8 protein-coding genes are annotated in these 13,635 nt (G+C 66.2%); 1 reads left to right on the forward strand and 7 read right to left on the reverse strand.

Going from position 1 to position 13,635, the window contains the following annotated elements:
* Nucleotides 1-416 precede the first annotated feature (416 nt).
* The 7 genes from ABZX90_RS28620 to ABZX90_RS28650 form a co-directional block, all read right to left on the reverse strand.
* Nucleotides 417-5,210: a peptidoglycan DD-metalloendopeptidase family protein gene (locus ABZX90_RS28620; protein ID WP_355209435.1), complete on the reverse strand. Its 4,794-nt coding sequence runs from the start codon at nucleotides 5,208-5,210 to the stop codon at nucleotides 417-419.
* A 663-nt stretch (nucleotides 5,211-5,873) separates the two neighbouring features.
* Nucleotides 5,874-6,278, reverse strand: coding sequence for a hypothetical protein (locus ABZX90_RS28625; RefSeq protein WP_355209438.1), 405 nt, complete (start codon nucleotides 6,276-6,278; stop codon nucleotides 5,874-5,876).
* A gap of 524 nt (nucleotides 6,279-6,802) precedes the next feature.
* Entirely contained in the window at nucleotides 6,803-7,315 is a 513-nt protein-coding gene (locus ABZX90_RS28630; protein ID WP_355209441.1) for a hypothetical protein, read from the reverse strand.
* A 1-nt stretch (nucleotide 7,316) separates the two neighbouring features.
* Entirely contained in the window at nucleotides 7,317-8,183 is an 867-nt protein-coding gene (locus ABZX90_RS28635) for a hypothetical protein (RefSeq protein WP_355209444.1), read from the reverse strand.
* Between the two features lie 1,183 nt (nucleotides 8,184-9,366).
* Nucleotides 9,367-9,768 (reverse strand): hypothetical protein, encoded by a 402-nt coding sequence (locus ABZX90_RS28640; RefSeq protein WP_355209447.1) that lies wholly within the window; start codon nucleotides 9,766-9,768, stop codon nucleotides 9,367-9,369.
* Between the two features lie 443 nt (nucleotides 9,769-10,211).
* Nucleotides 10,212-11,810, reverse strand: coding sequence for a recombinase family protein (locus tag ABZX90_RS28645; RefSeq protein ID WP_355209450.1), 1,599 nt, complete (start codon nucleotides 11,808-11,810; stop codon nucleotides 10,212-10,214).
* A 321-nt stretch (nucleotides 11,811-12,131) separates the two neighbouring features.
* Nucleotides 12,132-12,914: a phosphatase PAP2 family protein gene (locus ABZX90_RS28650; protein ID WP_351123133.1), complete on the reverse strand. Its 783-nt coding sequence runs from the start codon at nucleotides 12,912-12,914 to the stop codon at nucleotides 12,132-12,134.
* A 281-nt stretch (nucleotides 12,915-13,195) separates the two neighbouring features.
* On the opposite strand from ABZX90_RS28650, the gene ABZX90_RS28655 reads away from it, so the two are divergent.
* On the forward strand, nucleotides 13,196-13,588 hold the full coding sequence (locus ABZX90_RS28655) for a VOC family protein (protein ID WP_351123136.1): 393 nt from the start codon (nucleotides 13,196-13,198) through the stop codon (nucleotides 13,586-13,588).
* Nucleotides 13,589-13,635: the final 47 nt, after the last annotated feature.

Below are 13,635 nucleotides of genomic sequence, written 5' to 3' on the forward strand. Positions count from 1 at the left end.
CCACCCACACCGTGGGGCAATTCGCTCCGTCGGTGTTGGGATCCCGTGCGATGAACCGTAGCGCCATGGCTGCTCCAACCCTCCTGCGGGTTCTACGAATGTCTATGAACCATCACGCCGGAGGGTGGGAACGTCAAGGGCGCCTAGAGCCATCCTGCGTGGCGCATTCGACGGCGCCAACTACGCCCGTGCTCCGGAGTGCAGTACTGGCGCACCCGTCCCGCTCCAAGGGTCTGCGCGACGTCAGAGCCACAGTGCGGGCAGGTGACAGGACCGGCCTTGACGGGCTTCGTGGTGTCGAACATGGGGTGTCCTCTCAAGTTCATGGGATCGCCCCGCGGTCCGTGTCGGTCCGCGGGGCGCGGGGAGGGACGTCGCCATGTCGGCGACGTCCCGGTGTGTGCGTGGAGTGTGCGTCAGACCCAACGGCCCGTGTCGATGGCACGTCCCGTTTCGGCGTCGTGTGCTTCGATTCGCTGGTCTACGTAGCCGCCAACTTCGCGGCCGTCGAGATACGTGTGACTGTCGACCTTGACCTGAACGACCGCGGGAGCGCCGCCGTGGCGGCTAGCTCGAATGTCTTCCCATTGGCCGGACGTGAAGACAGGCTCTGGCCTGCCCGTTCCGTTGGCGACGAGGGAGAGCCCCGGAGGGATCATTCCGCCGTCGTCGTACCAGTGCGGGGAGCGGGAGAGCCACTTCGAGTACGCAGCGGCAGGAGTGCCGTAGTCGGGGCGGTGCTTGATGTAGTCCAGGCCCCAACGGATCTGCGTCCTGGCGTTCGTCCTCCAGTCGGAGCCGGCGGACGCCATCTTCGACGCGGGGAGCGCCTGCGGGATTCCGTAGGCGCCGCTGGATGGGTTCTTCGCGTTCCAGCGCCATCCCGACTCGCCGGTCCACAGCTTTTGGAGCGGCCCGAACTGGCCAGGTCCCCATCCGTAGTTGCCGAGGATGCTCTTCGCGTACTTCTGAGCGGCGCCGGATGCGTTGCCCGCGAAGCCTCCGCCTCCGGTGAGGTATTTCATCGGGTCAGTGGCTCGTCCGTTGACTCGCGCCTCCAGGTGGAGGTGCGGGCCGGTGACGTTGCCCGTCGCGCCTACCTTGCCGATCTCCTGTCCTTGCTTCACGACCTGGCCGGCCGACGTCAGGATGCGGCTCATGTGCGCGTACAGGGAGGAGAGGCCTCCGCCGTGACTGATCGTCACGTGGTTGCCGTACGGACCTCCGCCGGTAGCGCTCGACACCTTGCCATCGTCCACGGCGTTGATCCGCGTCCCGACGGCCGCGGGGAAGTCGAGGCCCGTGTGATGGCCGCTGGACCACATCTTTCCGGAGACGCCGAAGCGCGTTCCGAAAGGAACGTTGACGGGCTTGATCCACTGTCCGCCGGTGCCTTCGGATGCGTAGAGCATGGACGTTGCAGCGTCCACGATCATTTTCTTCAGGCCGGAGCCCATCTTCAGCGGGAGCCTACCGACGGCAGTACCGAGCTTGCCGGCGACGGCTACGCCCTGCGAGACCTTCCCGAACACGGGCTTCAGGAGCTTGTCCCAGACCTTGCCCGGGTGCTTCAGGAGATCCGCGCCAGTCTTCGCCCAGTCGATGCCGGTTCCGATGACGTCGCCTACGGAATCCTTCGTCCAGTCCCACGCGCCGCCGATAACGCCGCCCTTGGCGAGGAGTTGTGTCCCCGCGTCACGGTGGAGCGCGACAGCGCGGTCCCGGTACTTCGGGTCCGTCGGGATGACGTATTCCGGGTAGCGGGGGTTTCCCTCACCGACGATTGCCGTCGGCTTGTTCGTCTTCATCGGGGCAGCGACGCCCCATCCGCTTCCGACCGTTCCGCCGGCCTCCAGGAATTTCGGGTTTTCACTCAGGAGCTTCGGAGCGTTCGGGAGCTTGTCGAGGTGGACGAAATCCGCCACCTTGTCCCAGACGGCCTTGATGCCCTTTGTGTAAACCCACTCCACGATGAAGTTCACGGGACGTGCGGCGATGCCTGCGACGCCGTACCAGGCTTCCTTGATTGCCTTCTTAGCGTCCTTGAAGGCGTCGCTGACCAGACCGATTGCCGTCTTCATCTTGTCGAACGCCGGCTTCAGACCCTTGTCGTAGAGCCATCCGGCGATGTCGGCAATGAACTCCATCGGAGGCTTTACTCCGTGGTCGTACAGCCACTTGAATCGGCCGCCTAGCCACTTGATGCCGTCCCAGATCCCGGAGAACGTCGGGCTCAGCGCCTCGTCCCAAAGCCACGTTGCCAGGGTGGCTATTCCGCCGAACGTCGGCTTTACTGCGTGATCATAGAGCCATACGAATTGATCGCCAAGCCACTTGATCCCGTCCCAGATTCCCGTAAATACGGGAGACAGGACGTTTTCCCAGAGCCACGTAGCGAGGAATGCGATCGCGTCAAACGTCGGCTTGAAGCAATCCGTCCAGAGCCATCCGAGGAGCAGACCCACGCCGGTAAACGCGATGACCAGGGGCGCAATCAGCACCGTCAGAATCACCGCGATGGCAATCCGCATGACGAGCCAAATGCCATTCCAGACCGGAACGAAGATCTCTTTCCAGAGCCAGACGCTAATATCGCCGATGCCCTTTAGCGCCCACACGATTCCGTCGAACGCGGGCTTCAGCCCGTGCTCCCAGACGCCAAGCGTGACGTCCTTGATGACGTCCCACGTTCCGGTGACGACGTCGCGGAACCATTCGAAGTGATCCCACGCATATTTCACCGCGAGAGCCAGCGCAATAAGTCCCAGGATGACCAGTCCGACGGGGTTACTGTTCATCGCGAGCGTCCACAGACGCGTAGCAATCCAGAGACCGTACATCAGCTGAATAGCCCATGGTGCGTTATCCGCGACCCAACTGATACCGTCCGCGACATCCCCGAGGAGTTCGAGGATTACGTCCGTGAACGGCTCCAGCGCCTTAGCGACGCCGAAGAACGCCCCTCCCAGTTTCCCCAGGGTCTCAGCGACCACCGGGCCGTGTTCGTGGACGTATTGGAGGAAGCGCTCGAACTCCGGAGAGCCCTTCAGGTTCGTCGCCCAGTTGGCAAACCGCTCAGTGATCCGCTGCATCGTGGCGGAGATGCCGTCCATGTGCGGAAGGAAGGCGTCGACGATGCCCGCGATTCCCTTGAAGACGTTCCCGAAAGCCACGCCTAGGCCGACGATCGCGGGCTTCACGTTCTCCCGGATGTCCTTTTTGAAGCCTCGCCAGAAAGGCGACTTCAGTTCCTTGGACGCCTTATCCATGAGGATCCCGACGGCGTCCGCAGCGGCCGTGACTAGCGGACTCAGCCCCGGAAGCGATGCCTTCGCCCCGTCCACGCCGCGCGTGAAGAGCGGTAGGACGTCGGGCTGAAGCGACTTCGACCAGTCCTTGAAGGCCTTCGTCAGCCCCTTCGGGCCGGCAATGGAGTCGTAGAGGTCGCGCTGGTCTGGCGTGAGCTTTGCGAGTGCCTTGCGGTACTCCTCAGACTTCGTCACGGCGTGCGTCGTCGTGTCGATACCGGATAGCCGAGCGGACTCGACGCCTCGTTCAGCGGACGTGATGGACTCCGCGGCCTGGACCTGCGCGTCCGCAGCGCTCGCCACAGCGTCGGAAAGTCCACGCTGAGCGTCCACGACCGACTGAGCGGCCTCGACCTGCGCCCGTGCGGCGTCACGCTGAGCGTCGGCAACGGCCTTTACCTGATCCTGGACGTTGCGCTGAGCGTCGGCGAGCTGCTCTGTGGCGCTCTTGACTGCCTCGTTCCCGTCGACACCCGCGGCCTGTGCCTTCGCTGCGTCTGCCTGAAGCTGGACACTGTCCTTGTGCTGTTGCTTCGCTGCCTCGACCGATTGGTCATAGGCGAGCTGAGCACGCTCTAGCTGGAGGTCGGTGGCGCGGCCAGCGTCGTACTCCGCCTGAACTCTGTTGAGTTCCTCCTGCGCCTCCCGGACGCGGAGGGTTGCGTCACGCTCGTCGAGCTTGCCTTGTTCGAGCTTGTCGTTCAGGTCCGCGAGCTGCTGTGTCGCGTCCCGACGAGCCTGCGTGAGGTCTTCCTCCGCCTGGCGAGCCTGGCGCTTCGCGTCGGAGAGGGAGCGCTCCGCACGTTCGACACTCTCCGCAGCCTGGCGACGCTGATCCGCGGCGCGCTGCGCAGCCTGAGCGACGGCACGTTCCGCGTCCTCCACCTGCCGGTTGGCCTGCGCGATGCTCCGCGCGGCGTTGCGGTGAGCGGAGGTGAGTGCCTGTTGTGCGCTCGCCATCTGGATAGCCCGTTGGGCTCCGCGGACGTTGGCAGCCGCGGAGCTGTCCGTCGCGGTAGCCGCTTCCTTCTCCGCGGCGCTCTTCGCCTGGATGACGGTTGTGACGCCCTTGATTGCCGGGATGGCCGCAAGGGCTAGAGCGGCAACCCCGGCGCCTGCGGCGACGGCTGCCGCCGCAATGGCTCCAATGCCAGCCGCTGCGATGGGGACGAGCGGGAGAGCAGCGACGGCACCTAGTGAGATGGCCAGTTGGAGGAGCGCAGCGTTCGCCTGCGCTGTGTTGGCCGTGACTCGTACGCGGACGTCATCCCTGTCCACGTCGTTGATTTGATGTTGGACCGCTGCCAATTCTGCGCGCGCGGATGCGGTGTCCGCGCGGACATTGACGTCGGCGTGGTTGGCGCCCAGTCGCGCGAGTTCCGCGTCGATAGCCTGGATTTCGGCAAGCGCTGCGCCTGCGTCGAGGTCTACGCCAACTGTCTTGTTCGACAGCGTTTCCATTCGCGCCCGGAGGCGCGCAAGGTCCGCGGTAAAGCCGACGTCGGATAGCCGCACGTCCGCCTTTGGGAGGGACCGGAAAGCAACTTCAAGACGGCTCTTGATCGAGCGCGCAAACGCTCCGCCAACCTCGTTGCCCTGACGCAACGCCGCCGTTCTGGCGACTCGTCCACCGTTGTTGATGGCGTTTGGCAGCGCCGTGACGATGCGCCGCGCCATCGCGTCGCCGATGGCGTCCCCAAGGTCGTTGCCGATGCGTTGACCGTCGCCGGCCAAGCTGACTCGCATGGCCTCCGACATGCGTTTGCCCAGCTTACGGCCTGCTTCCAAGCCGACCTTGTCCGCGATGGGGAGGACGGCCGTTTTCAGGTCGCGGTGGAAGTTGGGGACGATAGGAACGACGTCAACGGCCGCTCCACCGACGATGTCGAGGTCACCGGACACGGAACACCCCCGTTGGCGCGTTGAACTCGGAGGGGTGTTCGCGAAGGTCCAGCAAACGCATCAAAACGTCGAGCTGCTCGGACCAACGCTCGACCGTTGGGGAGTGTTCTGACTGCGCAACGGTCAGAGCTGCTTCCGCCCACTCCTTACATTCGACGCTGCAATAGGCGAACACCTCCAGCCCTCCCGAATCCGTCATCGCCGGCAAGGGCGCGAAACGGCATTCGGGGCGGAGGCACCACGCTCGGTCATGGGTCATAGGAATTCCAGACATGCGAAAGCCCCCAATGCGTCCATTGGGGGCTGAGGTTTATGGGGCTTTCCGGCGTCAGGCAGTCTTGCGGGTATCCCGAAGTACGCCTGGGACGGTCTGTCCAGGGTGCGTCCGCGCGTCGAGCTTCGTCGCGAGCGCCATCAACTCCTGCGCCTCGTCGACGTCACCGGAGAGCACTGCGCGGCGCGCTCGCGACTCCCAGACGAGACACGCGTGACTGCAGTGCTTCCGCGGCCGTTGACGGCCGCCAGGCGCGTTGCGCCAACCGCGGGGCAGGGTGCAGCCGTTGCGGGCGCACTGCGGTGCGGGTGTGGTCATGACTCCTCCAGGATCGGGATACAACAAAGCCCCGAGGGAGTCCCTCGGGGCTTTGTCCGGAAGTGGTGCGACTACGCCGTGAACTTCGAAACCACCGCGGAGAGGTCCGCGAGGATGGACGGGGAAGAGCCATGCCGGCGCCCCGTCATTGCGATGTACCGGCCGGTCCCGTAAATCTCCACGGCCGTGCCGTCGGGGCGTCGGATGCGGCGTCCCTGTCGGATAGTCGCGTAGCCCCAGATGTGCAATCCGTCGCCGGACGGGGAGACCTCTACGTAGGTGGTCCCCGCGTCGCGGACGATGGCGGATGCCCACGGGGCGAGTTGCCCAGTGAGCGGGTTCAAGCAGTGGTCCAGGTCGACGCACACGATGTCGTCCTCGTCGGAGAGGACGAAGCCCAGACCGACGCCGGCCGACGAGGCTGCGGCGTCCTTGTGCGTGCTCCACGTCCGCGGGTCCGTCGACGAGGCCGGCATGCCGCCGGTCGTCAGGGGGACCTTCGTCGCGCTGCGTCGGATCCACCTGTCGCGGATCGTCAGCTCACGGGGAGTTGCGTCGTTCTTCGCCGCGCGATGCGCAGCAACACGGCAACGAGTGGAGCAGAACCGGGCGCGGTGTGAGTGCCGCGCTCCCAGGTGCTCTGTGCACCACTCGCATTTCCGTGTGTTCATGGGTCCCATTCTAGGGCGGCGTGTAACGGTAAAACAAGGTGTGAGCTGCGGCTTTCTAGACTGACCTGTGCGCGAGACGCTGAGCGCCCGCCTCCCGTTTCGGGGTCCGGGTCAGTCCGGCTGGGCGGCGTTCGAGCCTCCAGGGGGCGCCTGCGGCGTCCTCCGCCACATCCCCCAGACCCGTACAGAGCGCGAGGCCCAGCACCTCTTCGGTCGGCAAGGTGGCCGGCAGGGGGTCACCCCCCTGGGGCCGTAGGTGCTGCTATCCTGGCGACGTTGAGACCGCGATGGTCAACGCTGCCACCCAGGGTGACCAAACTGGGACGACCTCACGCAGAGGTTCGATCTACATCGGCGCTTCGTCCGTGACGGGCGTGGCTTCCGGGCACACGAATTGCACTCGCGTGCGGGCCAACATAAGGCGACGAAGCCGTCGCGAGATCTCGACCCGTTTCATGGTCTCCTCGCAGGGACCTCAACGACATGCACCGCAACGGTGCAGCGCGCTCCGCGAAGGGGTTGCGGTTGGCTTCGTTCGTCGTGGGGCGTCGCTCGTCGTCCAGGCCGTGCTTCGCGCGGTACTCCGCGACGCCGGCCGCGAGTGATCCCGCAGTGGCGCCGACGTTGCCTCCGCGGTCGCCGCCTGAACCGGTCGTAGGAGTAACGGAGTTGACGGCACTCATCTCCGCCGCGTAGGCGGTGGCGTCGGCCGTCAGCTCCTCGGGAGTGGCGCCGTTGAGTCGGGCGGACTGCTCGACGGTCAGTCCCGCGGCAAGTCCGGCGTGCAGCCTGGCAAGTTCGAGGACTGCAGGATGCGGCTGCTCGGGGTTCTGCTCGGTCATCTCAATACCTCAGTTCGGGAGTGCGCTCCGCGCCCGTCAGTGCGGGAGCGGGCGGCGTTGGGATCGGGGTTATGCGGGGGCTGTAGTCCCGCAGGGGGCCGAGGTCGTCGTAGGTGACGGGCTCCGTCGCGGCCTCGACGGTCGCCCTCAGTTCATCGAACGACGTCGGGACGTAGCCAGCCTCCGAGTGCGCAACCCATACGAGCTGCGCAATGGAGTAGGTCTGCGTGCGCATTGCGTCCCTGACGTGCGCGGGGACGTCGTCCAGGCGGATGCCGCGGACCTCTCCGTGCCCCTGCGCAATCCACGTGCGCATCTGTGCGCGCTCGTCGTCACCGGACACACCGCGCAACACGTCCCACTGCGCAGCACGCACGTTGCGTAGATCGCCCAGAAGCGTCGTGAGGCGCCTCCACGCGTTCAGAGCATCCCCGCCAGCATCGATCGCTTCGTCCGCTGTCGTGACGTCGCCCAGGGCCGTACTGGCGTCCTTCGCGGCCGTCAGGATCTCGTCGAGTCGGCTACCCAGGTGTGCGAGGACGTCAGGCGCCATCGAGTCGCGCGTGTCCTCCGCGGCGTACTTCAGCACGTCTTCCGCGCGTCGGAGGGCGACGACTTCGGCCTCCCACACCACGGCTTCGGCGTGAGCCTTCGCGGCGTCCTTCGCGAAGTTCGCCGGCCACTTCCCCGTAGCGGTGAGCGTCGCAATGGCCGTGTCCTGGACGGCCGTCAGGGCTTGCGCGGGCGCGACTCCGGACGGGAACGCGCGACGCAGCCTGACGGCCTCTGCATGGCGCCCCTGCGCCTTCGCGACGTCGGGCACCGTCGCCCACGCTGCGGTGAGTTCGGGGTTTGTGCTCGTCCTCATGCTTGCCTCTCTGGGGGTACACGAACGGCCGCTGACCCGAGTTGGTCAACGGCCTGATGCCGTGGCGTCGAACGCCACTGTGGGGAGTCTCGGAACAACTCCGTGCGCGTGGCTCGTCGCTGCTTCACGCGCTCGCGCACGGCGTCGGACGAGGATGCGTATCGTCGGCGTTCCGCGGCGTTGATGCAGTCGCGGCAGCGCCGCTTCAGTCCCTGCGCTCCCATCGCGTCGCGGTGGTAGTAGGTGCTATTTCGGGGGAGCTGACGTCGGCACACCGGGCACGGATCCTCCGGCGGGCGTGATGGGACGTCGCAAGTCGACATGGCGTCTCCTTCCTGTCTACCTGTCTAGAGCGGGGCAAATAGAAAAGGCGCCACCCGGAGGCAGCGCCGCAATTGAGTTAGAAGGTCGGTGGCGGAGCACGTAGCCGTGGAGCACGACGGAGGAGAGTTCGTCACTCAACACGGACGCGGCTCAACGCCACCGACCTAGCGCCGCCGAGAGGAAGGAGCGGCGCCGTAAGCGGAGGAGTCGCGGCCAACAGCTCGCGAAAACTTCCTCTTACTGGGTTATGGGGCGCACGTGAGGGTGCATCCGCCGCTTTCCCTGCCATCTCGGGCATTGCGACACCTGGCTGTTACCCAATAGATACCTAATGCCCACATACCGAGACGAATAGCCCGAGGCGGATCCACCGTTCGCTACGCTGAGTAACTTCGCCATGTCGGGCCCTGCATGCCCGCCAGGGGCACGTAAGGCTTCCGGCGGCCCCTGGGTGCCAGAGGATCACGGGAGGTCGCGAGAGGGGCCGTTACGGGCACTCTCGCGCCTCGTCCGCCCCACACCCCTCCGTCCGCCCGCGCTCTCGACGTCGACGAGGGGTCGCGGACGCAGGTTGGTCCAAAGTGTCAAACTAACCGGCATTTTCACTTCTCTCTAACACGCGTTAAGGAGAGTTAGGAAATAGGGTCTAGTTTGACCAGTCTGGAATATCCGCAGGTCACAGCGTTGCGCGATCTGGCCAAAATCGCCGTGGAGGTGGAGGCGACGAATAGGGCGAACCACCTATACACCATAAACTACGCGTAACGCTCACCCGCCCTCTCGTTCGCGGTGCCCCCGAGACGTGCGGAGGCCCGTCTCCAGCCGAAGCCGGGGCGGGCCTTCCGTCACGGAGGGTTACTTACGCAGTGAGGCCGAGAGCCTGCACGCGGGCGCCTTCAGCGACACAGGAAGCGTGCACGCTCGTCGTCCATGTGTCGCCGACGAGCACCGGCGCCGCGTCGCCATCCTCGAAGCAGTGCCCGCAGCGCTCGTCGATGGGGAACGTATAGAGGGCGTCAGCGTCGATGACGAACATGTCCGCCTCCTGCGCCTCGATGCCGAGGACGACGGAGCTGACGGAGTCGAGCCAGGAGTCAGCCAGGACCACGCCGGCGAACTGTGTGACGTCGTAGTCGCGGCCGACGGCGATGCGGGCGGGGAGACCGAGGCGATCCGCACAGTCGAAACCGAATGCGGTGAGATCCGCCAGGGCGGCGGGGGTGGAGGTGTTGCCGACGACGAGGAGAGTGGGCTGTGCCATGCTGGTGACTCCTTTTACAGGAGCGAGAACCCCGTCACTGTCTTCCCGGACCGGCGGGGTTTTCGCTTGCCGCGTCTTTGTAGGTACGAAGCTAGACCCGTTGTACCTACAAACGCAACCCCACTCGTACCTACAACTTGGGTTGCTTCGTAGGTACAAACCTCGTAGCCTCACGGCATGACGAGTCAGAGCAGCGACGAGCCACCCAAGAGCATTCGCGTCCCCACACAAGACGAGTGGGCGCCGTTCGGCGACGCAGCCAAGGCGATGCGTCCCGTCGGCCGCAGCCCCCGCACACAGGTCATTCGAGAGTTCATCCGCTGGTATCTGCGCAGGCCAGGAGCCAAGCTCCCTGAACGTCCCCCAGCCGGCCACTGGAGCGAAGCTACCAAGGAATAACAGAGCCCCCGTCGACATGACGGGGGCTCTCGTGTGCCGTGTGCCTACGCGTTCGCAGTCTCCGGCGCGTGCGAGCGCTGACGGATCATCTGGAGCGACTCCGCGATGCCCGCGTCCACGTCCTTACCGTCGACGAGCGGCAACCACCGGGGCGTGTGTCCTTCGGGCCACACCTGCACGGTGACGCCGAACTCGTGGAGGAGTTGACGGCGAGCGCCGTCGTCAGCCGCCGCAGCCCACTTCGACGCGACCGTTTCGCCTGTGGGACGTGTGACCATGCCCGCGGGGCGGACGGGCGTCTCTCGCAGACGCTTTATGTCGGCCGTGAGTTCGCCGTAGCGCTCTCGGTACCAGGACGCATCGTCCTCGTCCTGATAAAGCCCTGCGGTCCGGTCGTCGCGCAGGCGGTTTCGTGCCGCCAACTTCTCAGCTAGAGCTTCCTCAATGCCGTTTCCGGGGTCGTAGATGGTCTCCATGAACATGTGATCCCCGAACGTCGTAAGGAACCAGCCCGTGACGTTCTCCTCCAGGTACTCGACGTACATCGTCGGAGACGGCTTGCAGTCCGAAAGCCCCTTACGTCGTGACACGCACGTCATAGCGACCGGTCGTCCAGTGCGATACAGCCGGAATCCGCAGACGCCACAGAAAACCAGTGAGGAGACGAGATGAGTTCCCGACTGGGCACGCTTGCCGTAAGGCTTAACCGGCGCTAGCTTCCGCACAAGCGCGTCGTGCGTGGCGCGGTTCCAAAGAGGCGGGGCAACGCGGGTAGGCATGCCCTTTTCATCAACAACGGGGCGACCCTTGTGCATGAGGTACCCGAGTGCCGCCTCCGAACGAAGCATCTTCGCGAGTGCGGCGCCGTCCCACGGCCCACCGCGCGGAGCCTTGCCGCTCATCACGCGTTCGTGGTCGGCAGGTGAGTAGACGCTGGCTCGCGTGAGGCGCGCGGCTTCGCTGTGCTCGGTTACCTCCCCGGTCTCGTCGGCGAGGATGCGATGTGCGACGTCGCGGATTACTTCGGCAGCGTTCTCCCGCTCGCCGACGTCGGGCGGCATCTCCTCTCCGCGGTCCAGGGCGACATGATCAATGGATGCCTTCGGGTGGAGACGCACATACCGATAGCCATACGCGTGCTTCCCGCGCTTGCGTCCCTGATCGCGAGCCTTCAACGTCTCGTCCCGGTTCCGGGACTGTGTCGCACGTAGCTCTAGCTGTGCGCCCCACGCCTCCACTGTGAAGCGGTTCTCGTCGACGGGGTCAGACAGATCCCATGGGCCGTCGTGCCCGTACGTGACGAGTAGCTTCCCCTCGTCGCGCATCATGGCGCCCGTGTTGAGGCAGTCGGCGAGCGTTCGGCCGATCCTGTCAACCGACGCGCCTGCGATACCTGAGTAAAGACCCTTCTCTCCGCGGAGCCACGGGCCAAGCCCTGGACGGTCGAGGGGGTTGACGGCTCCGGAGACTTCCCAGTCGTCCGCCCACGCGATGACGTGACCGCCTACGCTGGCAACGGCCGACAGGACGTTCTCCTTCTGTCGGGCAGGTGACCAGGTCGCATCTGGCTTTCGCGACAGCCGACGCACGCCGACGAAGCACTTCCCGCACCCGTCGTACGGCCGCTCTTCCGCCCGACTCATTCCGCCCCCTCGCGACTACAGTTAGCCCATAGTACAGATGAGGAAGACGTTGTACGTCAGCACCCTCATCGAAGGCGTTGTCGCTTCGGCCGCCGACGCCGGCGAGGCTCCGACGAGCCCCGCCGCGGTCAGAGACAGAACAAGCATGGCTGCGCCCTGCGTACGGCGCGGTGAGGAGAGCGGCACTGGGTCTCCCTGTGAGTGAGGGGGGTGAGTGGCGCCGCATATCAAATCACCCACGATTACTGTCAGGTAACTCCCGTGCACGGAAAGGATGTCGCCGACAAGTACGTCCGGAGGCGGCCCCGGCGCTTCCGTGGTTCATCCCGCGGGCCGGGGTGAACGTGGTGCCCGCGCGTTCCTCGAAGCGGAGTCAGGGGGGAGGTCGCGACGGTCGTCGGGTCCGTCGTGGCGCTCTTCCGCCGTGGGGACCGGGCGGAGAGGGGGCGCCGCCGACGCGGTGGGGGCGCGGGGGAGGTATCGCGCGCCGACATACGTGAACAGGCTCAGCCAGCAGATCGCGAACAGCCAGCCGCCCAGGACGTCGGAGAACCAGTGAACGCCCAGGTAGACGCGTGAGAGGCCGACCAGCACGGCCCAGCCGCCGATGACCAGGACGAGAGTCCTGTTGCGCCGCGGGGCCCGGGCGAGCACCGCGAGGATGAGCAGTCCGCCGGTGACGGCGGAGGTGGTGGCGTGTCCGGAGGGGAAGGACCAGCCCGAGGCGTGGGTGGCCCAGTCCGCCATGGGAGGACGGGGGCGGGCGACCAGCGACATCACGGCGTACCGGACGGCCTGCGCGGCGGCCAGACAGCAGACGCACGCGGTGACGGTGCGGACCCGCTGCCGCGCCGTCCGCCCGAGAACGAGGCCCGCCACGACGACCAGCGTGTACGGGACGACTCCCGTGCCGGTGTAGGTGACGCCGCGTGCCAGGGCGAGTGCCACGTCCGGGCGGTGTGCGAGGGACCAGGAGGTGAGTGCCGTGTCGCCGAACAAGGGGGCACCGTCGTGGCCGGTCACGATGAGCGTCAGCAGGACGAACGCGACCAGGCTTCCCGCCGCCGTCGCACCGGCGACGACGCCGGTGTCCGCGCGCTTCACGGCTGGGCCCGAGGGGCGTCGGCCTCGCGCGCGGGCGCGCCGCCCGGGGCTGCGGACATGGGTGTGGGTCCCTTCGGTGGCAGGCGCGCACACGGCAGGAGGCCGCGCGGGCGCCGACTGCGTTTCCGCAATCCGTCTACACAACTGTAGACGATCGAGGGCGGAATCGTTCCCGTATCAGCCTGCGGGAATCGTGCCCGTGCCGCCGCGCGGAGATCGCCGCAGGGCCGCTTGACCGGATGACGTACGCTACGTGTTACGTATAACCCTGGAGAGGTCCGATGAGACGCATCGCCCTGGTCACCCTCGTCGTCGACGACTACGACGAGGCGATCCGCCACTACACCGAAGCCCTCGGTTTCCGCCTCGTCGAGGACACCCCGAGGCCCGACGGCTCCCGCTGGGTCGTCGTCGAGCCGGGCACGGACGCCGGCGGAAGCGGACTGCTGCTGGCCCGCGCCAAGAACGAGGCCCAGCGCGGCCGGGTCGGCGACCAGACCGGCGGCCGCGTCGGCTTCTTCCTGCACACCGACGACTTCGCCCGCGACCACGCCCGGATGCGCGCCGCGGGCGTCACCTTCCTGGAGGAGCCGCGCCACGAGCCGTACGGCTCGGTCGTCGTCTTCCAGGATCTGTACGGCAACCGCTGGGACCTGCTCCAGCCCGCCGACTGACGGCCCCGCACCTCTCCACACCTTCCCGACCCGAATCGACCTGCCGA

Origin of the sequence: Streptomyces sp. NPDC002935 (genome assembly GCF_040611295.1) — a bacterium.
Lineage (GTDB): Bacteria > Actinomycetota > Actinomycetes > Streptomycetales > Streptomycetaceae > Streptomyces.